This window comes from Alcanivorax sp. REN37, assembly GCF_041102775.1.
Classification (GTDB): Bacteria; Pseudomonadota; Gammaproteobacteria; order Pseudomonadales; family Alcanivoracaceae; genus Isoalcanivorax; species Isoalcanivorax beigongshangi.
The window spans coordinates 1,862,273-1,886,381 of sequence record NZ_JBGCUO010000001.1 but is presented as its reverse complement, the minus strand read 5'-3'; the positions used below and the strand labels follow the sequence as shown (position 1 = coordinate 1,886,381).

Here is a 24,109-nt window from a genome sequence, read left to right as displayed (position 1 = left end):
ATCGCCAACAAAAGGGCGCTAAAAATGACGGCGGCATGGCCGCCGGGCAGGGCGCCCGGCGGTCATTGCTTACAGGCCCATGGCGCGGCCGATCACTTCCTTCATGATCTCGTTGGTGCCGGCGAAGATGCGCGTAATGCGCGCATCCTGATAGGCGCGGCAGATCGGGTACTCATCCATAAAGCCGTAGCCCCCGTGTAGTTGCACGCCTTCGTCCACCACTCGGTTGAGCAGGTCAGTGGTCCAGTACTTGGCCATGCAAGCTTCGTCCGGGGTGATGTCGCCGTTCATTAGCTTTGCCGCCAGGCTGTCGACGAAGGTCTGACCGATGGTGATCTCGGTTTTCATCTCCGCCATCTTGAAGCGGGTGTTTTGGAATTTGCCAATCGGGCGCCCGAACGCGGTGCGTTCTTGCACATAGCGCAGGGTTTCATCGAACGCAAACCACGAGGCGGCCACGGCGCCCACCGCGCACACCAGTCGCTCTTGGGCCAGCTTTTGCATCAGATAGGCAAAGCCCATGCCTGGCTGGCCGAGCACATTTTGCTTCGGCACCTTGACGTCTTCGAAGAACAACTCGGCGGTGTCCTGCGCTTTCATGCCCATTTTTTTCAGGTTGCGGCCGCGGCTGAAGCCCTCCATGCCACGCTCCACCAGCACCAACGTGATCCCTTCCGGCGCTTTGCCGGCAACGATCACCAGATCGCTGAGAATGCCGTTAGAGATGAACGTCTTGGAGCCGTTGAGCACGTAATGATCGCCGCGGTCGTCAAGCGTGGTTTTGATGGCTTGCAGATCAGAGCCGGTGCCGGGTTCGGTCATGGCGATGGCAAGGATGGTCTTGCCGCTCACCACACCCGGCAGGAAGCGGGCTTTTTGTTCGGCGGTGCCGTAGCTGTGCAGGTAGGGCGCAATAATGTCGTTGTGCAGACTGAGCGCAAAACCGGAGGCGCCGGCACGGGCCAGCTCCTCAATCATGATTTGTGAATAGCGGAAGTCAGTGAGGCCGAGGCCGCCGTACTCTTCCTCGACGAACGGTGCCAGGAAACCCTGGCTGCCGGCTTTCTCCCACACTTCGCGATCAACGATGCCGGCTTCGATCCAGCGCTCTTGGTGCGGCTTGACCTCCTGCTGACAGAACTGGCGGAAGCTGTCGCGAAAGATGTCATGTTCTTGTTGGTAGTGAGTGCGCTTCATCCTGAGCTCCATTAGATTATGGGCGCTTGGCGTCCCGGGAGGACCTGCCAGCCATTATTGGAAACAGGGTGAAACAGGCTCAATGGCGCAAAGTGCCAACGGCTCTGACATTTATTATCATGTGCCGCGCTGCGCCGGCGCTGTTGCCGTGCAGCGGTGCTGTATAGCAGTCCATCGGGGAACAGCAAGCGGCGCAGGCCGAGCAAGGTTGTCGTACGCATGATCAATCGGAAGACCATTGCCATCGATCGGGTGATCCGGGTGCTGCAGGCTGCGGCCCGGGGCGGTGCCTCGATCCCGCAGTTGCTGGAAGCGGCCGACATTCCGCGCCGGGTGTTGGATGATCCGGCGGCGCGCATCGAGCAGGCGGCGTTTATCCGCCTGATGATGGAGGTGATGCGCCAGACCCAAGATGAATTCCTCGGCTTCGGTCAGGGGCGTAAGTCCAAACCAGGCACGTTCAGCATGATGGCCCACGCGGTGATCAACTGCCCGACCTTGGGCCATGCCATCGAGCGCGGCACGCGCTTTTATGATCTGTTTGATCTCGATGTGCGGGTGAGTCTGGAACAGCAGGGCGAGCACGCTTGGCTGCAAGTGGATGCCAGCCCGCGGTTGGATTTCCGCGAAGTGATTGTGGACGCTTGGCTGTTCCTGTCGCTGCGCTTCATGAGTTGGCTGGTGGGCAAGGGCCTGCAGGCCCAGCGGGTGGAGTTCGATTTTTCCCGCCATGCGCCAGAAGGTGAATTCCGTTCCACCTTCACCGCACCGGTGGAGTTCGACCAGCCGCACAACCGCATGGTGTTTGCGGCGGAATGCTTGGAGCTGCCGCTGGTGCAGAACCAGTTGTCGCTGTCTCGCTTCCTGCGCGATTCGCTCGCTCAGTTGATGGACGACAATGTGCATAATGTTGGCTTGCCAGCGCAGATTCGCACCATTATTTCTAATGAATACGGCAACAGTTTTCCGGATTTTTCCGAGATCTGTGAGAAGCTCAACATGACGCCGCAAACCTTGCGCCGGCGTTTGAAAGACGGCAATACCAGCTACCAGGAAATCAAGGATTCGATCCGCAAAGATGCGTCCGTGTATTACCTGTCAAAAGCAGAGTTGTCGATTGACGAGATCGCCTTGCTGATGGGCTTCAGCGAAGCCAGCTCATTCCACCGTGCATTCAAGAAATGGACCGGCAAGACGCCGTCCGTGTATCGGAGAGAACACTTTGAACATTAATCCGGGTTCCGTGCACGCTGATGAAAACGTGGCACGGTTGCTGATCACTTGCGCTGACCAGCCGGGCATCATCAGTGCGGTGAGTACCTTCCTGTACCACCACGGCGCCAACATCACTGATTTCGATCAGCATACCTCCGACCTGCGTGACGGCCGTTTCTTCCTGCGGCTGGAGTTCCAACTGCCGGGCCTGCAGCAGAACTTGGACAGCCTGCGCACTACTTTCTCGGAGCGCGTTGCGGCGCAGTACCGCATGGAATGGAGCCTGACGCCGTCGTCGGAGAAGAAGCGCATGGCGTTAATGGTGTCGCGTCATGACCACGTATTGATGGAGCTGCTGTGGCGCACCATGCGTGGCGATCTGCCGGCGGTGATCCCGATGGTGATCAGCAACCATGATGACCTGCGTGGTGAAGTGGAGCGCTTCGGCATCCCGTACCACCATATTCCGGTGCAGGGTGACGACAAAGCGGCGGCAGAAAAGAAAGCGTTGGAGCTGCTCGACGGCCAAGCCGACTTGGTGGTGTTGGCGCGTTACATGCAGATCCTGAGCCCGGATTTCGTTGCTGCTTATCCGCAGCGCATCATCAACATCCACCACTCGTTCCTGCCGGCCTTTGTCGGCGCCAACCCGTACCAGCGGGCCTGGGAGCGTGGTGTGAAGCTGATCGGTGCCACCAGCCACTACGTCACTGAAGATCTCGACCAGGGGCCGATCATCGAGCAGAACGTGGCGCGGGTGTCTCACCGCAATAGCGCTGAGGACCTCAAGCGCCTCGGGCAGGATGTGGAGCGTGAAGTGCTACTGCGTGCGGTGCGCTGCCATTTGGAAGACCGGGTGATCGTGCATGGCAACAAGACCATTGTGTTCGTCAAATGAATTGCGGCGGGCCAGCGCCCGCTTGGTGAGCGTTGACTGATGAGTGCTGATTCGATACCCGCTGCCGACCACCAACTGGACGCCCGCGGCTTACTGTGCCCGGAACCGGTGATGCTGCTGCACAGTAAGGTGCGCGACATGGCGCCGGGGGAGGTCTTGGAGGTGGTGGCCACAGATCCGTCCACCGAGCGGGATATTCCCAAGTTCTGCCAATTCCTCGGCCATACGCTGGAATATCGCGACCAAGATGGCGCGCTATACCGTTATTGGGTGCGCAAGAAAGGCGGCTGAAAACAAAAGCGCTCGTCGTGACATCCTGTCAGTTCGAGCGCTGAGAAGTGGCGGTGAGCGCCGGGTGAAATAGATTAGCCGTTAGGCGATATGCGCATATCCTAATAGCTCTTTGGTCAAAGAAGAAGCGCCATTCACACGATGGCAACCATAGCAAGCCGCTATGGTTGCCATCACTTCATTTTTACCCTTTTAAATCATTCGCTTGGCGTCTTTGTAACAGATTGGTTTATTCGCTGCAGAGCATCGCCACCGCTGCCAGTGCCTCCGGGTCCTGGTCTTTGATGCGATTGGCAATCCCGTGCTGGAAGAAGTAGCGGAATGACGGGTCGCTGTCTGCCCGTACCAAGCACGGATCGTGGGGCAGAATGGGCGTGCGGGTCACTTGGTCCTCATCTGCGATCATCGGGTGGATGCCGCTCTCGTCCAGTTCCCACGCCACCACCTCAGCCAATTGCAGGGTGTGCAGATTGTCTTCGGAGAACACGGCGTGAGTGCCGATGGTGTCGGGGATCTGCTGGTGGATGTCAGCGCCGAATACGCTGCGGGCCGCTTCCAGCTCGCGCACCTTGTGTTCCGGTGCCTCGGTGAAGAAATAATCGCTGTCTGGCAGCCGGTAGCCGACCCATTCAGCTTCCATAGGCCGGGTCAGTTCCGGGGCGCTGGTGAGCTGTGTCAGCCACGGCACTAACGCCACCACCTCCCCATCGCTTTTCAGCGCCCACGCAAGCGCTCGCAGTGAGAAGAGCTGGTCTGGGAACCGGTGATTGGAGTAGAGAATCTCGATGCCGTCGTGTTCTGGTGACAGGCGCAGGTAGTGGGGTGATTGAGGCTGGCGGCGTTGGCGGCGTTCGTCGAGCGACACCACTTTGGCCGGGGACGGGGAACCCTGAGAAGCTTTCGTATGCACATTGGGCATGATGACCCTCCTTGCTGCAGCTGTCTGTCGTCAGGCCTTTTCAAGCTAGCCTGAGCGCGGTTGCGCTGCAACCACTGGCGCCGGGCGGCACCGCAAGGAGGAACAATTTTACTGCAGCGGCGCCGGACACTTGCCCGGCGCCGTCGTGCTTACTCCACCGGGTCAGTGCATTCGCTGCGGGCGCCGTCGACGCGGCAGCGGATGCGGTGCAGCAGGCTCATCATGTCAGCATCGTAGTGCCCGGTGTTGCGCAGTTGCACGCGGGCTTCCTGCATCATGATCTCGTATTCCTGCTTGTCCGCAGCGGGAATGTCCTGGAACCACTTTGGATCAACGCGTTCGGCTTCCTTCGACAACTGCTGCTGGATGCGGGCCAGGTTGTTGAAGAAGTATTCGCGTGATTTCTGCGCGATCTCCGGTGAGAACTTGTCGCTGCGGCCGACCAGCTGCAGCGTGATCTGCATTAGCGGGTAGTTGATGATGGCGCCGTTGGGTGCCAAACCGCGGTACAGCTCCAGCGCGCCGTAGGCTACCAACGGTGAGGCAATCACGTCGACCTGGCCATTATTAAAGCGCGAGGAGAAGTTGGTGATGTCGGAGGCCACCGGTGTGGCGCCAACCTGGGCCACCAGTTGTGCTTGGGTCGGGTCGTACTCCAGCACCGCTACTTTCTTGCCAGCGGCCTTGGCCAGCGTGTTGATGTTGCGGTCGTTAACGAAGATGTAAGCGGCACCGGCCGGGGCGACGCCCATGACGGTATAAGGCCCCTGGATCATGCGTGCAGCAGACTGCGGATGCGACAGCACCTGCATGGCGGTGCGGAAATGGGCGTCATCGGGGATGCTGCCAATGGAGTCGAGGCTGCCGGTGTACTTGTTGAACTGGCGCGCGCGGATGCCGGTCATCAGCGTGGCGTCACATTGGTTGGACTTCAGTTCTTCGGCGGCAATGCCTTCGTTGGTGTGCGGCAGCAGTTCTACTTCCAGGCCCCAGCTGACCGCTTCCAGCTGCCATTCACGCATGGCTTGCATGGCGGGCCCGGCGTTGCCGGCGATGTCCCACACGCAGACTTTAAGTTTTGGTGCCGCGATGGCGGGGGTGGAGAGCAATGGGGCGGCCAGCGCGAGGCCGGCAGACAGCAACAGGAAACGCGCAGCGTTCATGGTGAATTCCTTATCAGCGTTATTGTTTTGCAGTGCAGTGTAAGACGGCGGCGCTGCCACCGCGTTGTCTGTATCGACCGGCAGCAAGGGAGAAAGTGCCACCGGGGTGGTGGCAAGGGCGGGGCCACGGACGTGACCCCGCCGAGGCATCAGGCTTTGCCCTGATTGGCTACCGCTGCGGCAGCGGCTTCTGCTGCGTCAGCATCGCCCAAGTAGTAGGCGTCGCGGACCGGCTTCAGGTTGTCATCCAGCTCGTACACCAACGGGATGCCGGTGGGAATGTTGAGCTTGAGGATGTCTTCGTCGGAGATACCGTCCAGGTGCTTGACCAGCGAACGCAGGCTGTTGCCGTGGGCAACGATCAGCACTTGCTTGCCGGCGCGGATCTTGGGCGCGATCTCTTCTTCGAAGTAAGGCACGAAGCGGGCCACCGTGTCTTTCAGGCTTTCTGACAGGGGGATCTGTTCCGATGTCAGGTTGTCACGATAGACGCGCTGGTTACCGGCCCAACGCTCGTCGGACAGCTCCAGTGCCGGCGGCGGGATGTCGTAGCTGCGACGCCAGATCAGCACCTGCTCGTCGCCGTATTCGGCGGCGGTCTCGGCCTTGTTCAGGCCCTGCAGGGCACCGTAGTGGCGCTCGTTCAGGCGCCAGTTGCGGATGACCGGGATCCACATCTGATCCATGCCGTCGAGGATGGTCCACAGCGTGCGGATGGCGCGCTTGAGCACCGAGGTATAGGCGACGTCGAACTCGAAGCCGGCGTCCTTCAGCAGCTCCGCAGCGCGGGCGGCTTCGGCACGGCCCTGTTCGGTCAGGTCCACGTCCTTCCAGCCGGTGAAGCGGTTTTCTTGGTTCCATTGGCTTTGGCCGTGGCGGACCAATACCAGTTTGGTGGTCATAGCGAAGTCCTGTGACAGTCAAAAAAGCGCGCGTAGGGTAGCAGAAGCCAACCGCACTGTCGCCGGCCCTCAGGGCGCCGGCGACAGTCGCCAACGCCCGATGGCGCTGCCATGCAGCGCACCGAGATACAGGGCGCCGTCGTACTCCACCACCGAAGTGAGGCCGGACACTTGGCGGCCCTGCGGGTCCATCGGTGCATCCACCAGCCGGCCGTCATTGTCCAGTGCCACCACTAGGGCAAATGGCTCGATTGCTGGCTGCAACGCAGCCGGGAGCCTGGCGATCAAATTACGCATCCACGGCAGATGACCGACTTGGTCCAGCACCGCATTACGGCGGCTTGGCAGCGCCACCCAGTAGCCATCGCCATTCGGGCGGGTGGAAATGTTGTCGGGGAAGCCGGGCAGATTGTCGCTGAACACCTCGTGCTGGCCCGCTCGTTCGCCACGTAGCCAGTAGCGCAGTACCCGGTAACGGTAGGTTTCGTTGACCAGCAAAAAGTCTTGCTCCGGTGACAGCGTGACCCCGTTAGCGAAATAGAGCCCGTCCATCAGCACTTGGACGTCACCATTGACCGGGTCGAAGCGCAGGACGCGGCCGTAGGGACGGCCGACCATCAGGTCGGTCTTGAATTCGGCGAGGCCGAAGCGGGTAGAGGCATCGCTGATATAGATAATGCCGTCACGGTCGACCACCACATCGTCAGCGAAGTTCAGCGGCGCGCCACCGACCTCGGCCAGCAGCGTCTGCACCGAACCGTTAGCGGACACCGACAGCACACCTTTGTAGGCGTCGGCCACGATCAGTTGGCCGTCCGGGGCGAAGGCCAATCCCAGTGGGCGGCCGCCGGTGCGGGCGAAGGTGCTGGTATCGCCCTGACGGTCGATGCGCATGATGCGGCCGTCCTCGGTGCCGGTGAAGAGGTTGCCGTCGGCGTCTACCACCACGTCTTCCGGGCCGGCCAACACGCCGTCACCGAGACGGGCGGTATCGGCCAAGCGCTGGTTTTCGGCCAGTACGCCGGTCAATGGCTGGGCCGGTGGCGCCTGCCAGCCGACCGCGTCCAGATCGCCGGGGCGCATCATCCACAATAGGACAGCGGCCAGCAGTGCGACCAGCAGTAACAGGATTTTCAGCAGTCTCATCGGGGCTCCTCGAACGGGCAGGGCATGGACTAAACCGCCATGGTAGCACCCTGTTGGCTTGGCTCCAGTGCGTCGGCGCACGCAGGTCTCTATAATGCCCGGTCGACAACCGACCGGAATTGCACCCCATGACCTATCTGTGGATCGAGACCAGCGAGCAACTGGCACAGCATCTGGGCAAGCTGCCCGCGGCCGCGCCGTTGTACCTGGACACCGAGTTCATGCGCGAGCGCACCTTTTGGCCGCAGCTGGCGCTGGTGCAACTGAACGTGGACGGGCGCATCTATCTGATCGATGCGCCGGCGCTGAAAGGTGATGCACTGCTGACCGAACTGCTGACCCAACACCCGTTGGTGATGCACGGCTGCTCCGAAGATCTCGAGGCGATCCGGGTATTCACCGGCGTCTTGCCATGTGAAATCCGCGATACCCAGGTGGCTGCTGCGCTGTGTGGCGCTAGCCTGCAATTGAGCTATCAGCGATTGGTGGCGGACACCTTCGAGGTGGAGCTGCCCAAAGACGCTACCCGCACCGATTGGCTGCGCCGGCCGCTCAGCATCCGCCAGCTCGATTACGCCCGTGACGACGTGGTATGGCTGCCACAGCTGGCCGAAGGCCTGACCGAGCGCCTGTCTGATCTGCGCCGGCTGGCGTGGTGGCAAGAAGAATGCCAGGCGATGCTGGATGCAGTGCCTTCGGCGACCCCTCTGCCGGACGCGTGGAAACAAGTGAAGGGCGCCGGAGGAATCACCGGCGTGCCGCTGGCGCATCTGGAAGCGGTGGCGGCCTGGCGCGATCGCGAAGCGCGCAGCCGCGACTTGCCGCGCAGCTTCTTGCTCAAGGACCCGGTGCTGCTGGCACTGTGCCAGAGCGCACCGACTTCGCTGGCACAATTGGAGCCATTGGGAGTGCACCCGTCAGTGGTGCGTCGCGATGGCCATACACTGCTGGCACTGCTGCGCGACAGCGCTGCCAACACGCCGCCCCCGGCGCTGCCGGGACCCCCGGAGCCGGAAGAGCGGGCGCGGGTAAAACGCCTGCGCGCCGCCGCCGAAGAAATGGCACAGAAACTGGATCTTGAAACCGATGTGCTGGTGCGCCGCCGCTGGCTGGAATCACTGGCACGCAATCCCGACCAGTTGCCCTCGCGCCTGACCGGCTGGCGACGAGAGTGGGTCGGGGAGGCACTGCAGAAGGTAGCCGCAGAATGACCCCAATGCCGTTGATGTGCTCAATCTACAAAAGCAGCAAGCAGGACGAGATGTACCTGTACGTGAACAAAAAACTGGGCCTGGAAGTGGTGCCGGAAGCGCTGTTGGCGCGTTTCGGCACGCCCAAGCTGGTGCTAGACCTGATGATGAAACCTGGCCGTACATTGGCGCGGGTGGACGCCGAGAAAGTGCGCGAAGCACTCAATGGCCAAGGTTGGTACTTGCAACTGCCGCCGCCGGCGGACGACGACCTCTACCTGTCACAACGGCATGCCCTCCGTGCTCCGTGAGCGGTTCTGGGAGCGCTTCGCGCTGTCCGAGCTGACGCCGCCGGAATGGGAAGCGCTTTGTGACGGTTGTGGCCGCTGTTGTGTGATCAAGCTGCTAGACGACAACACCGAGCAATTGCACTACACCTCGTTGGCGTGCCGGTTGCTGGATGCCGGTAGCGCCCGCTGCCGTGATTACGGCGACCGCTTCCGCCAGGTGCCGGGCTGTGTGGCGGTGACACCAGAGATCGCTGGCCAAGACTGGTTGCCGGCCACCTGCGCTTACCGGCGGCTGGCGCGTAGCCAGCGGTTGCCGGACTGGCACCCGTTGCTAACCGGCGATCCGGCCTCAGTGGAAGCAGCCGGTTATTCGGTGAAGGGCAAGGTCACCAGCGAGCAGAGTGTTCATGAAGACGACTATGAGGACTATGTGGTGCGCTGGTTAGGGTAACTGTGGCGGCCAGCGCCGATGGTTTGTCGTTGATGGATAAAATACTCAGCCAATAAAAAAGCCCCGCATGGCGGGGCTTTTTTATTGGGCGGACGAATCAGAAATCCACCGTCAACCCGATATTGTAGCGGCGGCCATCGAGCACGACGTCATAGTCGCTATTGGTGACGGTGCGGTTGCCGATGTTGTAAACGCCGGCACGGGTGCGCAGGCGCTCGCTCAGCTGCAGGTTCATGCCGACATCAACGAAGCTGTAGCCCGGCGTGCCGTTCGACATGCTGGTGCGGCTCAGGTAGTCAGAGGTGCGACCACGGTGGTTAACCTGGCTCCACAAACTGAAATTGTCGGTGGTTTGCCATTCAACACCCGCGTTAAACATATGACGGGGCATTTTGTTGAGCGGGTTGCCTTTTTGTGGGCCGCTCTTTTGCTCCGACTCGGTGAAGGTGTAGCTGGCGCTGACCAGTACGTCAGGAATTACTTGGTAGGCGAGGGTGGCCTCCACGCCCTGCATTTCCGCTTTGTCCACGTTCTTACGATCGCTCACGAACCAGTAATTCACGCCCTGGTAGTCACACAGCCAAGTGTTGGGATCGCTCTGGTCGGCATTGGGGTCCAGCTCGGTGGAAGAGCAGACGCGGTCTTCGAGAATCTTGTCCTTGAACTGGGTGTGGAACAGCATTGCGCTCAGGTTCAAGCCCCAGGCCGGTTCGTTGAAGACGAAGCCTGCTTCGTAGTTGATGCTCTTTTCCGCTTCCAGATCCGGATTGCCCTTAATCACCGCGCCGGGTGCAGCCAGATTGCGACCACCGGTGGTGCCGGCAAAGTCTTCCGACGATTCACGCAGGGAAGGGGCTTTGTAGCCGGTGGATACGCCGCCCTTCAGCGTCCACTGGTCGGTGGCGTGAAATACGGCGTAGAGACGCGGGGAGACATGGCCGCCGTACTGCTCGTCATGGTTGTAACGCATGCCACCGGTCAATGCGAAGCGGTCGGTCAGGCGCCACTCATCCTCGGCAAACACGGCGTATTGCCAACGGTCCAGTGTGATCGGCAAGTTGTTGTAGTTGGTGACGCGGTCTTCTAGCTCTTCTTTGCGGTACTCGACCCCGGCGGTCACGGTGTGGTTATCGATGAAGTAGCTGGCGTGGGTGTGGGCGATCAGTGTGTTGTAGAAGATACCGCGTGCGTACTGGCCGCCGCGGGTAGGGTTCTGCGAATCCTCATACTTCACGTACGAGTCGGTCACCACGTTGTTGTAGCGACCGGCGTGGGCAAGGGTGAATACATCCTTGTCGCCACGGTTGTAGCTGTCCACGGTGCTGGAGACGCCGAGGTTATGGGTGCGCTCTTGGCGGGTGAAGTCGTAGGCGAAGGAGAAATCGTTCGCCTCATCCGGGGTCAGGTTCAGCCGCAGACCAAGCTGACGGCGTTTGAACTCCGGGTCACTGGAGCCGCTTTTTTGGCCGCCGATGAAGGTGCTTTCATCGTTACCTTGCAACGCCCCCGTCAATTGGAGTGACAGCAGGTCTTGAATCACCGGCCCGGCCATATAGACGTTGGTCTGCCAGCCGTCTTCATTGACGCGGTTGGCGGGACCGGGCTTGTCATAGCCCATCGACAGGGTGCCGCCCCACTCAGCCGGCGAGCGACGGGTGATGATGTTGATGATGCCGCCCATGGCATCCGAGCCGTACAGTGACGACATCGGACCGCGGATCACTTCGATGCGCTCGATCATCGACAGCGGCGGCAGGAAGTTAACTTGGGTGCCACCGTCCATGCCGTTGGGGCTGAACGCATCGCTGCCTTGTACTGGACGGCCATCCACCAAGTATAGGGTGTAGGCGGAGCTCATGCCGCGCATCGACACATCCTGATAGGCGCTGCCGCCGGTCACATACACACCGGGTACGTTCTTCAGGGCATCGGTGACGTCTTTATAGGACTGCTTTTCCAGCTCTTCACGGGTAATCACGGAGATGCTGGCAGGCGCATCTTCCACGTGCTGTTCGAAGCCGGATGCAGAAATGACGGTGACAGTTTTTAGGTCAACAACATCGTCTGTGTTGGTGGCGGTCTGGGCCAGAGCCAAGCTGCTGGATGCCAATGCGATGGCGCCGCACAGCAGGCGGGGGGTAAACAGGGGTCGCATTACAGGTCCTCATCGCGAACAAAAATGTGCGCAAGGTGCGCAGGTCCAAGCGTGTGAACAGTAATTAAGTTGATAATCATTATCAATACGAATTTTTGACAGATGCGCTATTTGTGGCCGCGCGCCTATAATCTTGGCCGGCATACCGGCACCAATCAGGGCCAGGGTGTGGCAGACAGGAGGAATAACGGGTGACAGAACAGGGATACATGGTGGCGTGGCTGGCCTATCTCGGCGCAGCCTTCGTGGTACTGGTGGTCATGACCTTGGTCGCCCAGCGTTGGCACCGATGGGTCAAATATCCGTTTATCGCCATCCTCGTCGGTATCCTCTTTACGCCGTGGCCGGTGGCTGCTGACAGCGACAACCTCGGGCCAGCGTGGATCATCACGCTGTTTGAAGCCTTGATTCAGAAAGAAGCCAACCCGCTGCGTGCCGGTGCTCCGCTGTTGGCGGCGGTGGTACTGTGCCTAGTGGTGGCTACGGTGCAATTTGCCATCCGTCGTCGTCGATGAGTGAGTGCCTGTTCTGCCGTATCTTGGCCGGTGACACCGCGGCCAGTGTGGTGCATGAGGACGACCAAGCGCTGGTGATGCTGGATCTGTATCCAGTACGCCCCGGGCATGTGCTGATTATTCCCAAGCAGCATGTGGCGCGGGTGGAGGAGCTGTCGGCCGCCCAGCTCGGGCACTTGGTGAACCTGGCCCAGCGGCTGATTCGCGCCGAGCGCGCCGTGGCGGACAGCACCGGCGGCAGCGCGCCAAAGGGCCACAATCTGCTGATCAACGACGGCGCGGCCGCCGGCCAACATGTTCCCCACCTGCATTTACATGTGATTCCCCGCGAGGGCCCGGGTGACCGGCCGGCGTTGGCGCTGGCGTGGCTGACGCGGCTGTTCGGTCAGGTACGGCGCAGTGCCCGCCGCGAACGGCTGGACCGCATGGCCGGTCTGCTGCGCGAACATTTCCCTTCTGCATGAACGCATTGGTGCGCCGCGGCGTGGCGGCAGATATTCCGCTGTTGCAACAGATCGAGTGCAGTGCTGCGCAGCGTTTTGCGCAGCTGCCCGGCCTCGGCTGGCTGGCCGACGGCGAACCCTACGATGCCGACCAGCACCAACGCTTGATGGCGCTCGGTACCCACTGGGTGGTGGAGCACCAAGGTCAGCCGGTGGGTTTTCTCGCCGCGGAGCGCTTCGGTACCGACTTGCACGTGTGGGAGTTGGATGTGGCATTGCCACACCAAGGCCGCGGCCGGGGCCGGGCATTGTTGTCTGCGGCCCAGCAGTATGCTGCAGCCAGCGGCGTGCAGCGGCTGACGCTGACTACCTTCCGCGAGGTGCCGTGGAATGCGCCGTTTTACCGGCGCTTTGGGTTCCGGGAATGGGCGGCGGCGGAATGGCCGCCGCGGCTGCAGCAGGTGATGGCCCGGGAGCGGGCGTTAGGCCTCACTCCCGAGGAGCGCTGCGTGATGCAGTGCCCGGTTACTCCAGCGGAATAACGCTGTAGCTGGACTGCACTTTCTGGAACAGCCAATCATGCAGGCCGTCTGAGGCCAGTGGCAGGAACGCCACCACCAGCAGCGCGGTGAGCAGTACCGAGATCGGCAACAGGTACTTTTCATAGCGTACCCAGAACGGACCGCTGCTGATCTTGGCGCGCTCGACTTCTTCATCACCCACCACTTGGCGGGTCAGCAGGTGGTTAAGTGCCACCGGCGGCGTTAGGTAACCCAGCTCAAAAGAAATCAGCGCCATCATCCAGAAGTGCAGCGGTGCAATGCCGTTGCTGAAGGCGATCTGGGCAATGGTGGCGTTGACCAGAATGACCGCGCCATAGGGATCCATGATCATGCCGATACCGACCATGATCACTACCAGCACCGCCATGGTCACCCACACCGACGGCATCTGCGTCGGCAGTGCTTCCATCAGGCCACTGCGCTCGATGATGCCGCCGACACTCACCGACAACGCCATCAACATCAGCAATGCACCGATATGGGCAGTGGTTTCATTGGTGGCAAAGCGCACCGATTGCTCGAAGCTGCCGGCGCGCAGATGGCCTTCCTGCTCCGCTTCCAGTCGGTGCTGGAGGCGTTTGTTTTTCGGCGTCAGCAGGAACTCGTACAGCAAGATGGCCAACATCACGATGGGCAGGATGATCGGTGCCGAGAATTCATCCAGACGGCGATCAAGCACGTGCTTGAAGAACAGCACCACGGCGGCAATCAGCAGGACGTAGGGCAACAGCGGCAGCATCCGCTTCAGGCTTTGCGGGAGCGCCTCGGCAAAGGGTGCGATGCGGGCCGGCTCCCGCCGCGCGAACTGCGAGAACAGGAAGAACAAGCAGGCGGTTAGGATGAACAGTTTGATCCCGGAGCCGTACAGCTCGGAAGTAGTCACCGAGTTATTGAGCGCAGCGATGATCACCACCAAGAGGCAAGGGCGCAGCACCACGCCCATGGAGCCGGACATGGCGGTGGTGGCCAGCGCCATCTGCGGCCGCGCGCCGGCGCGGATCAGCTCGCTGTAGATTACGGCACCGGCAGCGATCACGAAAATACCAGAGGCGCCGGTGTAGGCGGTGGGTACCGCGGTGACGATGAGTACCACGAAGCACAGCAGTTCCGGAGACATTTTCCAGGGGCGGAACAGGTCGAACACCAGGTGTGCCAAGCGGGTCTGCTTGAGCATCATGCCGATCCAAATGTACAGCGCCAGATTCAGGAACATGTTCGACATTTCCATCATCATGCCGAGGTAGACGCTGATGCCGTGGTAATAGCCGCCGATCATGAACTGGCTGCCGGCGCTGAGGCACATGAAGCTGTACAGCGGAATGGTGAGCAGCGCTTTGCCGGTGGAACCGCCGCGCTCCAATGTCTGCGGCGGCCGCGCCAGTTGCCATAGATTGCACAGCGCGAGGAAGCCGAATCCAGCAATCCAAAACGCATGCAGGTAGAAGTGATTGATCTGAATGCCGTCTGCCTGTGCGATCAGTTCCTGTTGGCGGTACACGAATGCCGACAGCGTCAGCATGCTGTTGGCCAACAGCTGGGCGCCGGTGGACACGTAGTGGTCCTTCAACGTACGCACCGGGCGCAAGCTGATGTGATGGCGGGCGAGGGTAGTGGTGGCAGCGCAGATCAACAGCAGCAGACACAGCAGCAAGCGTTTGTAGCTGCCCAGCTCGGTAACCCCGAAGGCGATGCCAGCCTCCAGCGTGCGGAACGCCTTTACGCCCGGGGTGATGCGCGCCTGCACCCGCTCGTAGGTGTCCCAGCGGCCGCGGCACACCTCTTGGGAGCGTTCCAGCGAACGGCGGATGGCCTGTTCGTCTACATCGACACCGAGCATGGCGGCGAGCGGGTCATGCTCGGCGTTGCGCAGGCGCTCCTGCACGGTGCGCGCCACCTCTGTTTCCAGATCACGGTCGCGCTCGCACACCGGTTCCGACTGGGTGGCGCGCAGCAGGAAATACTCTTCCCAGGTGCGCTCGCCGACCTTCAGTAGCTGTGAATGGATGATCTCGCCGGAGGCCAGGAAAATCGCCAGCAGCAGGATCAGCATGGAGGGGAACGAGGAAAGCCATTCGGCAACGGTGCGGTTGGCCACCCGGAAGGTGGAGGAGTCAGCCATGAAATCATCCCTGTTTGTTGTTATGGGCTGCGCAGTGACAAGGCGGCAGCCGGCCACCAGTGTAGCGCTGCTGGAAGTCTTGACCTACCGATCAAAGGGGCCGAAAAGGTGCTTTTCGAAATGTGCAGGGTTGCCAAGGCGGACAGCAGAAACGCAAAACGGGCCCGAAGGCCCGTTTTGCAGTGCAGCAGCGTGATCAGTCGAGAGACATCATCACTTGGTTGGCACTGGCGGCTTGCTTTTGGAACAGCCAATCGTGCAGCGAATCGGACGCCAGCGGTGCGAAGGCCACCAGCATTAGCGCCGTGAACATCACCGCCACCGGCAAGGTGAACTTCTCGTAACGTTGCCAGAACGTGCCTTCCGTCAGCGCCGCTCTGGCGACTTCGTCGTCGCCGACCACCTGCCTGGTGAGCAGATGGTTGAGCGCCACCGGTGGTGACAGGTAGCCCAGCTCGAACGAAATCAACGCCATCATCCAGAAGTGGAGCGGGGCAATGCCATTGTTGAAGGCGACCTGGGCAATGGTGGCGTTCACCAGAATCACCGCGCCGTAGGGGTCCATGAACATGCCGATCGACACCAGCACGATGACTAGGATGCCCATCGTCACCCACACCGAGGAGAAGGTGGCCGGCAATGCTTCCATGATGCCGGAGCGCTCCACCACGCCGCCGACGCTGACCGACAGCGCCATCAGCATCAGCAGCGCACCGATGTGGGCGGTGGTTTCGTTGGTCGCCGTACGCAGCGCGTGCTCCAAATTGCGCGGGCGGTGGTGGCCATCGGCTTCGGCTTCAATGCGGTTTTTCTCGCGCTTGTTTTTGCCGAGCAGCAGGTATTCGTAGATCAGCACCGCCAGCAGTACCACCGGCAGAATGATCGGCGCCGAGAACTCATCCAGGCGGCGGTCCAGCACGAAGCGGAAGAACAGCACCACGCTGGCGATCACAATGGCGTAGGGCACCAGCGGCAGCAGCAGGCGCGCCGATTGCGGCACCGCTTCGCTGAACGGGGCAATGCGAGCCGGCTCGCGACGGGCGAACTGGGAGAAGATGAAGAACAAGAACGCGGTCAGGAAGAACAGCTTGATACCTGAGCCAAACAGCTCGTTGGTGGTCACCGAGTTGTTCAGTGCGGCGATGATCACGACCAACAGACACGGACGCAGTACCACGCCCATGGAGCCGGACATGGCGGTGGTGGCCAGTGCCAGCTGCGGGCGGGTGCCAGAGCGGATCAGTTCGTTATAAATCACCGCACCGGCGGCGATCACGAAGATGCCGGAAGCGCCGGTGTAGGCGGTCGGTACCGCGGTCACCAGCAACACCACGAAGCACAGCAGTTCCGGGGACATCTTCCACGGGCGGAACACGTTGAACACCAGCTGCGCCATGCGCGTCTGCTTCAGCATCATGCCGATCCAGATGTACAGGGCCAGGTTCAGGAACATGTTGGACAGTTCCATCATCATGCCGAGGTACACGCTCATGCCGTGGTAGTAACCACCGATGATGAACTGGATGCCTGCGCTCAAGCACATGTAGCTGTACAGCGGCACCGTCAGCAGGCCTTTGGCCCAGCTGCCGCCGGGTTGCAGATCATTCGGTGCTGGGCGGATCAACTGCATCAGGTTGCACAGCGCCAGGAAGCTGAAGCCGGCAATCCAAAACGCGTGCAGGTAGAAGTGGCTGATCTGGATGCCTTGAGCGGCCGCATGCACTTCCTGCTGGCGATAGACCACGGCTGAGAATGTCAGCAGCAGGTTGGCTGCCAACTGCACCATGCTCGACATGCGGAAGTCGTTGACGGTGCGGATCCCGCGCAGGGAAATATGGTGGCGAGTAAGGGTGGTGGTGGCAGCACAGATCAGCAACAGCAGGCACAGCAACAGGCGCTTATAGCCGCCCAGCTCGGTGACGGCCATGGCGACGGTGGTTTCCACTGCAGCAAACGCCTGTACACCCGGCGTCTGGCGTGCGGCCACGCGCTCATAGCGGGCCCAGCGGTCCTGACACACTGCTACCGAGCGCTCCAGCGATTTGCGGATCGCATCGCGGTCAATGCTGGCGCCGAGCAGCCCGGCGAGCGGGTCATCTGCGGCTTCAGCTTCGCGTTGCTGCACCGTGCGCTCGACCTCTAGATCGAGATCGCGGTCGCGTTCACAGGTGGGTTCCACCGAGGCGGAACGCAGCAGGAAATATTCTTCCCAGGTGGATTCGCCCACTTTCAGTAACTGCGAGTGGATGATTTCACCGGAGGATAAAAAGATGGTGAGTAATAGGATCAGGATGGTGGGCAGCGAAGACAGCCACTCACCGGGAGAGCGGTTGAGAAACGTGTGGCGCGAGGACGTTTGCATGGTTCACCCAGTTATTCTTGTAGATGCCCGCCAAAAAGGCCGCGGAGCAAAATGACCAATCGCAACGTAAGCAGGGTGAAAGTGGTCGAAACCCTGCTACGGACCTTTCTAACGAACGGTTGAACGTGCTGGCATGCGAAAAGCGGAGCCCGGACAGGCTCCGCTTTGATCACAACTCGGTTGGCATCACTCGCGCTGGTCAGAACACTCAGCACGGGACGCATCCATGCGACAGCGGATGTTGCGCAGCAGGGACATCATGTCCTTGTTGTAAACGCCGGCGCGGGTCAATTCGATCCGGGCGTCGCGCATCATTTCGTCGTAGCGCTCGGCATCACCCTCAGAAACCGGGATCCACCATTTCTTGTCAATCTCGCTGTAGGAGTTGTTGATCACACGCATGGCACGATCGAACACCGTAGAGGAGAAGTACTGACGCGACCATGCAGCAAAGTCATCGTTGAACTTGTCTTGTCGGCCAATGACCTGAGTGGTGAGCTGGCCCAGCACGTACTGCACGATACCGCCGTTCGGCTCCATGCCTTTGTAGAGCTCCAGCGCGCTGTAGGCCATCACCGGTGCGAAGGAAATATCCACGCTGCCGTTGTTGAAGCGGCCGGAGAAGTTGGTGATATCAGACATCACCGGCGACATACCGACGCTGGCGGCCATCTTGGCTTGGGCTTCGTCGTACTCCATCACCGAAATCGATTTGCCGGCGAGGGCGTTGACGTTGTTGATGCTTTTGTCTTTCACGAACAGGTAGGCCGCGCCCATCGGCGCCACGCCCATGACCTGGAAGTTGCCGGATTTCAGGTGCGGCACGATGCGCTCGTTGTTGCTGCCGATCACTTGGATGATGGCGCGCATGGCGTCGTAGCTGGGCACCGCGCCGATGGAATCGAGGCTGCCGGTGTAGTTATTGAACTGGCGACCGCGCAGGCCGGTGATGGCGGCGGCGTCGCACTGGCCCGCTTTCAGGTCTTCAGCGGCGATGTTCTCGTCGGTGTAAGCCTTCAAAGTCAGGTCATAACCATGATCGAGCGCCGCGGTGCGGTAGTCTTTCATGATGTTATAGATGTCGCCGGAGGTGCCGATGATGTCGAACACGCACATGGTGCGCTTCTCGTTGGCAACGGCGGAGCCGCTGACAGCCAGCAGCAAGGACGAAGCAACGGCGAGGACGGTTTTGTTGTAGCGCATGGGGGGAGTCTCCGTGTACTGCATTCAAACGAGCCGGCAGTGGGGGCTGCCGGCTCCACCCGGTAAAAAATTACAAAAGATCGTCGATGTTAAAGCTGTTGTTCTGTTTCGGCGTTTCGTCCCAGAAGGTGCCGAGGCCACCGAACGGCGTGCGCTTGCCGGTGGCTTCGGTCCACATGCGATCGGAAATGCCTTTGACCAGTTGGAACGCAATGGCATCGATCAGCGCGTAGTCAGGGTTGAGGTCCTGATCGTTATTGGCGAAATCACGAATTGCCTTACGCACGCGGTCGGTGTCGCCGGTGCTATAGGCAGAGATGGTGGCCAGCGCGCTCGGCAGACGTACGCCGGCTTCAAAGCCGAGGCGGGTGGAGCGGTCCAGCTCAGCCCAGGTGTCGCCGTTGTCCGGCTTCAGCATCGGCAGGATGTTCCAGAGCGCGGCACGCAGGCCCATCGGTGCGCCCCACCATTTCTCGTTGTCGAGACAGGACATGGCGCGCTCGGCTTTGGCGGCCACATCACGCGGTACGCCGACGGCGGTGTCAGCGGTGGCATCGGCCAGCAGCGACTGTACGCCGGCAACCATGCCGATCATGTACACCAGTTCGTCAAAGTCTTTGCGCAGACGCGGGCAGCTGCCGTTGTCAGCTTCGCCGTATTGGCCGACGGCGCGGTTGTAAGCTTCCTGCATGCGGCGGGCGCTGACTTCAGCCAGTTCTTTCTGGCGTGCGCGGGCATCTTGGGCTTCGGCGACGCGGCCTTCCTTCATGGCGCGCATGTAGCGCAACTCTTCTTCCAGCGCGCGCTCTTCGGTGCAGATAGCGGCAGTGGTGTAGACCAGAGTGGCGAGTTTGTCAGGATGGGAGCCCACGGATTCGAATGATAGCAGCAGCGGGGTGAGTGATTCGCCAGTGGCGCAGACCATGCCGGTGTCGCTGTAGCTCATCAGGTAGGGCACCATTTCTTTGCTGCCGTAACTGACCAGTACATCACCGGTGGTCTTGTAGACCATGCCACACCCGGATACGGCAGCCACACCGGCGCCGAGAAGGGATGCGCGGAACAGCGCGCGCAACCGAACGGAAAACGTCATCGTGATCTCCTTGAAATTATTGTTATTCCGCCCCTGGAGCGAAACTCGTCGAACACTACCCAAGGGCGAAAATTGGCACAAGCGTCGATTACAAAAAGCAGGGCAGCGATTACAAATCCGGTAGCGACTGATTAATGTTCATTGCGACGGGTGCAAGCCCGTCCCAGTATCATCGTGCAGCTCACCTTCAGGACGGCTTCAAGAATGTCGAAATATACCGGCAATGGACTCCCCCGTGTACGCATCTCCCGCCGCCGTAGCGGTATCGGATTGGCTGGAGATACCGTGCGTGGCGGCTTGAGGGTCATGCAAACGCTCAATGTGCTGGCCCGCACCGGTGCCGGCTGGTTGTCCGGCCGGCGACCGCCGACGCCGGTGTTGCTGCGCGAGACATTCGAATCGCTCGGCACCACCTACATCAAACTCGGGCAGTTGATCGCCAGCTCGCCGTCGCTGTTTCCCGCAGATTATGTGGAAGAGTTCCAGAAATGCCTGGACCGGACCCCGGTGCTGCCGTTCCCCGTTATTCGCCGCACCATCGAGTCGGAATTGGGACGTTCGCTGGAATCGCTGTACGCCTGGGTTGATACGCAACCGCTGGCATCGGCGTCCATTGCCCAGGTGCACGCGGCGCGACTACACAGCGGCGAAGACGTAGTGATCAAGGTGCAGAAGCCCGGTGTCGAGCATGTGCTGGTGACCGACTTCAACTTCCTTTATATGGCCGCGCGGGTGGTGGAGCTGATCACGCCGGGGCTGTCACGCACAGCCATCGCTGGCGTCATCGATGAGTTGCAGTCGGCGATGTTGGAAGAGTGCGACTTCCATAAGGAAGCTGACAACCTGGAGCGTTTCAACGAATTCCTCGCCGCCACCGGTAATGACCGTGCCGTGGCGCCGAAGCCCTATCGTGAGTTCAGCGCGCGCCGGGTGCTGACCATGGAGCGCTTTCACGGTGTGCCGCTGACTGATCTGGAAGTGCTCAAAGCGCACACCGATGATCCGACCGGCACGCTGGTGATTGCGCTTAATACTTGGTTCTCGTCGTTAATGCTGTGCGATTTCTTTCATGCCGATGTGCACGCCGGCAACCTGATGCTGCTGGAAGACGGCCGCGTCGGCTTCATCGATTTCGGTATTGTCGGGCACATGCGGCCGGAAGTGTGGCAGGCGATGTCGCAGTTGTTCGAGGGCATCAGCCAAGGTGATTCGCAGCAGACGGCGGAAGCCATGGCCAGTATCGGCATGACCCGCGAGAAAGTGGATGTGGCGGCGTTGGCCCGTGACATCGACGCGTTCCAGTCGCGTTTAACGCACCTGGATCCGGCCGCAGTGCTGGAAGGCGGCCGCAATGACCGCGAGGTGAACAAGGTGCTGATGGATCTGGTGCGCATTGGCGAGCAGCACGGCATCCGCTTCCCGCGTGAGTTTGCGCTGCTGCTCAAGCAGTTCCTGTATTTCGACCGATACATTCAGGTGCTGGCGCCGGAGATGGATCTGTTCGGCGACGCGCGCCTGGATGTGTGGGGTACGCTGGACCGCCTCCACTGAGGAGGCGGGGTTGGCGTTACCGGGTCATTCCACCGGTTGCGCACATTCGGAGCGAGTCGGCTCCAGATGGCAGCGCAGCCGCCGCTGGATGGTAAGCATCTCGGCGTTGTAGTAGCCCTCGTCGCGCAGTTGGATGCGGGCATCCTGCATCAGCGTCTCATAGCCTTGCTTGTCGGCGTCGGGGATCGAGATCCACCAGTGCGCCGGCACTTTCGCCGCTTCTGCGCGCAGTCGCACCATGATGTCTTCGTACCCGGAGAAGAACGCCTCGCGCACCAACTGTGCCACTTCCGGAGGGAAGCGGTTGGTGCGGCCGATCAGCTGCACGCTGATTTGCGCCAGTGGGTAGTCAATGATGCCGCCGTCCTTGCCCAGTCCTTTATAGAGTTCGAGGATTTCGTAGGCAATCAGCGGCGCTGGCAGCACATCCACCGAGCCGTTATTGAATTTGGTCGGCGCACTGAGTAGGTCTGAGCCCACCGGGGTGGCGCCGATTTGCGCCACCATGCGTGCCTGCACTGGGTCGTACTCCAGCACCGGCACGCGTTTGCCGGCCGCTTTCGCCAGGCTGTTGATGCGTTTGTCGTTGACGAAGATATAAGCGCCGCCGCCGGGAGCGATGCCCATCACCACGTAGTCCTGGCTGGTCAGTCGATCCGCCAAACGCACGTCGGTGAGTAGTTCCAACAACCGGTGCATGTGCTCATCGGTGGGCAAGCCGCCGACTGAATCAATGGTGCCGGAGAAATTATTGAACAGCCGTGCCCGCAAACCGCTCATCAGTGCCGCGTCGCAGCGGCCGGCCTTGAGCTCTTCCACCATCACGCCTTCATTGGTGTAAACCACCATGTCCACGTCGACGCCGTAGCGCATCAGCTCGGCGCGTTGGTCGCGGGCGGCGGTATAGATCGGCCCAGCGCGGCCGGCGATGTCCCAAATGCAAACGGTGCGCTGCATCGGCGCCTGATCGGAAAACGAGAACAATTTTTTTAGCGCCGCGATGCGTTGTTCCGGGGGCAGCAGCTTGTTGTAGATCTGCTCGCGCAGCTGTTGTTGGGTAGCCGCCGGCAGATCGGCGTAGTGCCAATCTGAGGTGGCGGCGGCAGCGAGCGGCCACAGCAGGGCAAGACAGCACAGCACAATGCGCAGCGGCATGGAGGTCTCCAAAGGTTGTGGCAGCGGACGCCGACCTGGCGCCCGCAGGGAATCATTCGCGCGGATTGGCGCACTCGGAACGATCCGGCTCGATGCGGCAGCGGATGCGCATTTGCAGATGCAGCATGTCCGGGTGGTAGTAGCCCAGATTGCGCAGCTCGATACGTGCGTCCTGCATCATGGTTTCGTAGCCATCACGCTCTTGATCCGGAATCGCCACCATCCAGCGTTTGGGGATGCGCGCTTCTTCTTTGTTGATGAACTCCATGATGTCGTCATAGCGCTCAAGGATAGCTTCGCGCACCAGCTGGGCGATCTCGTTGGGGAATTTGGAGCGGTGGCCGATCAATTGCAGGCTGATTTGTGCCAGCGGCAGGTCGATGATGCCGCCGTTCGGCTCCAGGCCCTTGTATAGCTCCAGTAGCTCGTAGGCCAGCAGCGGCACCACCAACACATCAACCACGCCATTGTTGAACATGCCCGGTGCGCGAGTGATGTCGGTGGACACCGGCGTGGCGCCGATGCCGGAGACCATGCGCGCCTGCATTGGGTCGAAATCGAGCACGGCCACTTTCTTGCCGGCGGCCTTGTTCAGCGCATTGATCTCACGGTCGTTGACGAAGATGTAGGCGCCGCCAGCGGGGAATACACCGAGCACCACATATTCACCCTGCACCATGCGGCCAGCGTTGCTGGGGTGCGCGGCCACCGTCAGCAGCGTCTTCATGTGCTCGGCGGAGGGCACTGCACCGACTGCGTCGATGGTGCCGGAAAAGGTATTGAACAGCCGCGCGCGCATGCCGCTCATCAGCGCGGCATCGCAATGGCCGGCTTTGAACTCGTCCACCATGACGCCTTCATTGGTGAACGGCACCATCTCCAGGTTGACCCCGTATTGCATGATGCGGGCGCGTTCGGCCTCGGCGTGAGTAAAGATCGGGCCGTTGCGGCCGGCCAGATCCCAGATGCAAATCTTGAAACTGGTGCGTTGCTCTGCCGGCAGATCAGACAGGCCAGACAAGCGGCCGATGGCTTTCAAACGCTCTTCCACCGACAGCGTGCCGGACAGGCTGATTTCGCGCATCAGCTCGATCAGTTCGGGAGTGAGTTCGACGCCGGGCGCCAGCCGCTGCAAGGTGGCGCGCTGTTCGGCGGAAAGGGCGGCAGCGGCATCGGCCAGCGCACTCGGCGCCAAGGCGCCGAGCAGCAGTGCCGCTAGCAGGGACTTTATTATTTTCATAGCAGTCACGTCCTGTGTAAGGGGCGCTGCCATGGTGGCCTAGGGCGG

Annotated in this window: 22 protein-coding genes; 10 read left to right on the top strand and 12 right to left on the bottom strand. The window is 60.9% G+C overall.

Annotated features, from left to right (window positions below; genetic code table 11):
* Window positions 1-69 precede the first annotated feature (69 nt).
* Window positions 70-1,197: an acyl-CoA dehydrogenase family protein gene (locus tag AB5I84_RS08530; protein ID WP_369455431.1), complete on the bottom strand. Its 1,128-nt coding sequence runs from the start codon at window positions 1,195-1,197 to the stop codon at window positions 70-72.
* Between the two features lie 219 nt (window positions 1,198-1,416).
* Here AB5I84_RS08530 and AB5I84_RS08525 point away from each other — a divergent pair, with 219 nt between their 5' ends.
* The 3 genes from AB5I84_RS08525 to tusA are packed head-to-tail and all read left to right on the top strand — an operon-like array spanning window position 1,417 to window position 3,601.
* Entirely contained in the window at window positions 1,417-2,430 is a 1,014-nt protein-coding gene (locus AB5I84_RS08525) for an AraC family transcriptional regulator (protein WP_369455430.1), read from the top strand.
* Window positions 2,420-3,310, top strand: a complete 891-nt coding sequence (gene purU / locus AB5I84_RS08520) for a formyltetrahydrofolate deformylase (RefSeq protein WP_439650196.1) — start codon at window positions 2,420-2,422, stop codon at window positions 3,308-3,310. Before AB5I84_RS08525 ends, purU begins: the two co-directional genes overlap by 11 nt.
* A gap of 39 nt (window positions 3,311-3,349) precedes the next feature.
* A complete protein-coding gene (tusA, locus tag AB5I84_RS08515) occupies window positions 3,350-3,601 on the top strand; it encodes a sulfurtransferase TusA (protein ID WP_369455429.1) in 252 nt (83 codons plus the stop codon).
* Between the two features lie 229 nt (window positions 3,602-3,830).
* On the opposite strand, the gene AB5I84_RS08510 is transcribed toward tusA, so the two are convergent.
* The 4 genes from AB5I84_RS08510 to AB5I84_RS08495 all read right to left on the bottom strand — a co-directional run bounded on the left by AB5I84_RS08510 (window position 3,831) and on the right by AB5I84_RS08495 (window position 7,731).
* Entirely contained in the window at window positions 3,831-4,520 is a 690-nt protein-coding gene (locus AB5I84_RS08510) for a hypothetical protein (RefSeq protein ID WP_369455428.1), read from the bottom strand.
* A 149-nt stretch (window positions 4,521-4,669) separates the two neighbouring features.
* Window positions 4,670-5,683: a putative solute-binding protein gene (locus AB5I84_RS08505; RefSeq protein ID WP_369455427.1), complete on the bottom strand. Its 1,014-nt coding sequence runs from the start codon at window positions 5,681-5,683 to the stop codon at window positions 4,670-4,672.
* 149 nt (window positions 5,684-5,832) lie between these two features.
* Complete coding sequence (gpmA, locus tag AB5I84_RS08500; RefSeq protein ID WP_369455426.1) at window positions 5,833-6,585, bottom strand: 2,3-diphosphoglycerate-dependent phosphoglycerate mutase; 753 nt, start codon at window positions 6,583-6,585, stop codon at window positions 5,833-5,835.
* 69 nt (window positions 6,586-6,654) lie between these two features.
* Complete coding sequence (locus AB5I84_RS08495) at window positions 6,655-7,731, bottom strand: SMP-30/gluconolactonase/LRE family protein (RefSeq protein ID WP_369455425.1); 1,077 nt, start codon at window positions 7,729-7,731, stop codon at window positions 6,655-6,657.
* Window positions 7,732-7,859: 128 nt separating this feature from the next.
* Between AB5I84_RS08495 and rnd the strand changes: the two genes are divergently transcribed.
* The 3 genes from rnd to AB5I84_RS08480 are packed head-to-tail and all read left to right on the top strand — an operon-like array spanning window position 7,860 to window position 9,662.
* Window positions 7,860-8,942 (top strand): ribonuclease D, encoded by a 1,083-nt coding sequence (gene rnd / locus AB5I84_RS08490; protein ID WP_369455424.1) that lies wholly within the window; start codon window positions 7,860-7,862, stop codon window positions 8,940-8,942.
* On the top strand, window positions 8,939-9,232 hold the full coding sequence (locus tag AB5I84_RS08485) for a YcgL domain-containing protein (RefSeq protein ID WP_369455423.1): 294 nt from the start codon (window positions 8,939-8,941) through the stop codon (window positions 9,230-9,232). Before rnd ends, AB5I84_RS08485 begins: the two co-directional genes overlap by 4 nt.
* A complete protein-coding gene (locus AB5I84_RS08480) occupies window positions 9,213-9,662 on the top strand; it encodes a YcgN family cysteine cluster protein (RefSeq protein WP_369455422.1) in 450 nt (149 codons plus the stop codon). The genes AB5I84_RS08485 and AB5I84_RS08480 overlap by 20 nt, the downstream gene beginning before the upstream one ends.
* 97 nt (window positions 9,663-9,759) lie before the next feature.
* Here the strand turns inward: AB5I84_RS08480 and AB5I84_RS08475 are convergent, their stop codons facing one another.
* Window positions 9,760-11,817, bottom strand: a complete 2,058-nt coding sequence (locus AB5I84_RS08475) for a TonB-dependent receptor domain-containing protein (protein ID WP_369455421.1) — start codon at window positions 11,815-11,817, stop codon at window positions 9,760-9,762.
* 191 nt (window positions 11,818-12,008) lie between these two features.
* Here AB5I84_RS08475 and AB5I84_RS08470 point away from each other — a divergent pair, with 191 nt between their 5' ends.
* From AB5I84_RS08470 to AB5I84_RS08460, 3 genes are read left to right on the top strand one after another with little or no spacing between them, the layout of a single operon-like run.
* A complete protein-coding gene (locus AB5I84_RS08470) occupies window positions 12,009-12,332 on the top strand; it encodes a hypothetical protein (RefSeq protein WP_369455420.1) in 324 nt (107 codons plus the stop codon).
* On the top strand, window positions 12,329-12,796 hold the full coding sequence (locus tag AB5I84_RS08465; protein ID WP_369455419.1) for an HIT family protein: 468 nt from the start codon (window positions 12,329-12,331) through the stop codon (window positions 12,794-12,796). Before AB5I84_RS08470 ends, AB5I84_RS08465 begins: the two co-directional genes overlap by 4 nt.
* Window positions 12,793-13,317, top strand: a complete 525-nt coding sequence (locus AB5I84_RS08460; RefSeq protein WP_369455418.1) for a GNAT family N-acetyltransferase — start codon at window positions 12,793-12,795, stop codon at window positions 13,315-13,317. Before AB5I84_RS08465 ends, AB5I84_RS08460 begins: the two co-directional genes overlap by 4 nt.
* Here the strand turns inward: AB5I84_RS08460 and AB5I84_RS08455 are convergent.
* From AB5I84_RS08455 to AB5I84_RS08440, 4 genes are all read right to left on the bottom strand, one after another.
* The gene (locus tag AB5I84_RS08455; protein WP_369455417.1) at window positions 13,301-15,457 is read right to left on the bottom strand and encodes a TRAP transporter large permease subunit; all 2,157 of its coding nucleotides are present in this window, start codon (window positions 15,455-15,457) and stop codon (window positions 13,301-13,303) included. The genes AB5I84_RS08460 and AB5I84_RS08455 overlap by 17 nt on opposite strands.
* A 196-nt stretch (window positions 15,458-15,653) precedes the next feature.
* The gene (locus AB5I84_RS08450) at window positions 15,654-17,819 is read right to left on the bottom strand and encodes a TRAP transporter large permease subunit (RefSeq protein ID WP_369455416.1); all 2,166 of its coding nucleotides are present in this window, start codon (window positions 17,817-17,819) and stop codon (window positions 15,654-15,656) included.
* Window positions 17,820-18,005: 186 nt separating this feature from the next.
* Window positions 18,006-19,022, bottom strand: a complete 1,017-nt coding sequence (locus tag AB5I84_RS08445) for a putative solute-binding protein (RefSeq protein ID WP_369455415.1) — start codon at window positions 19,020-19,022, stop codon at window positions 18,006-18,008.
* A gap of 70 nt (window positions 19,023-19,092) precedes the next feature.
* Complete coding sequence (locus tag AB5I84_RS08440) at window positions 19,093-20,115, bottom strand: hypothetical protein (RefSeq protein ID WP_369455414.1); 1,023 nt, start codon at window positions 20,113-20,115, stop codon at window positions 19,093-19,095.
* Window positions 20,116-20,319: 204 nt separating this feature from the next.
* Between AB5I84_RS08440 and AB5I84_RS08435 the strand changes: the two genes are divergently transcribed.
* The gene (locus AB5I84_RS08435) at window positions 20,320-21,666 is read left to right on the top strand and encodes an ABC1 kinase family protein (protein ID WP_369455413.1); all 1,347 of its coding nucleotides are present in this window, start codon (window positions 20,320-20,322) and stop codon (window positions 21,664-21,666) included.
* Window positions 21,667-21,690: 24 nt separating this feature from the next.
* On the opposite strand, the gene AB5I84_RS08430 is transcribed toward AB5I84_RS08435, so the two are convergent.
* Both AB5I84_RS08430 and AB5I84_RS08425 read right to left on the bottom strand, forming a co-directional pair.
* Window positions 21,691-22,821: a putative solute-binding protein gene (locus tag AB5I84_RS08430; RefSeq protein ID WP_369455412.1), complete on the bottom strand. Its 1,131-nt coding sequence runs from the start codon at window positions 22,819-22,821 to the stop codon at window positions 21,691-21,693.
* 52 nt (window positions 22,822-22,873) lie between these two features.
* Window positions 22,874-24,061, bottom strand: coding sequence for a putative solute-binding protein (locus AB5I84_RS08425; protein WP_369455411.1), 1,188 nt, complete (start codon window positions 24,059-24,061; stop codon window positions 22,874-22,876).
* Window positions 24,062-24,109: the final 48 nt, after the last annotated feature.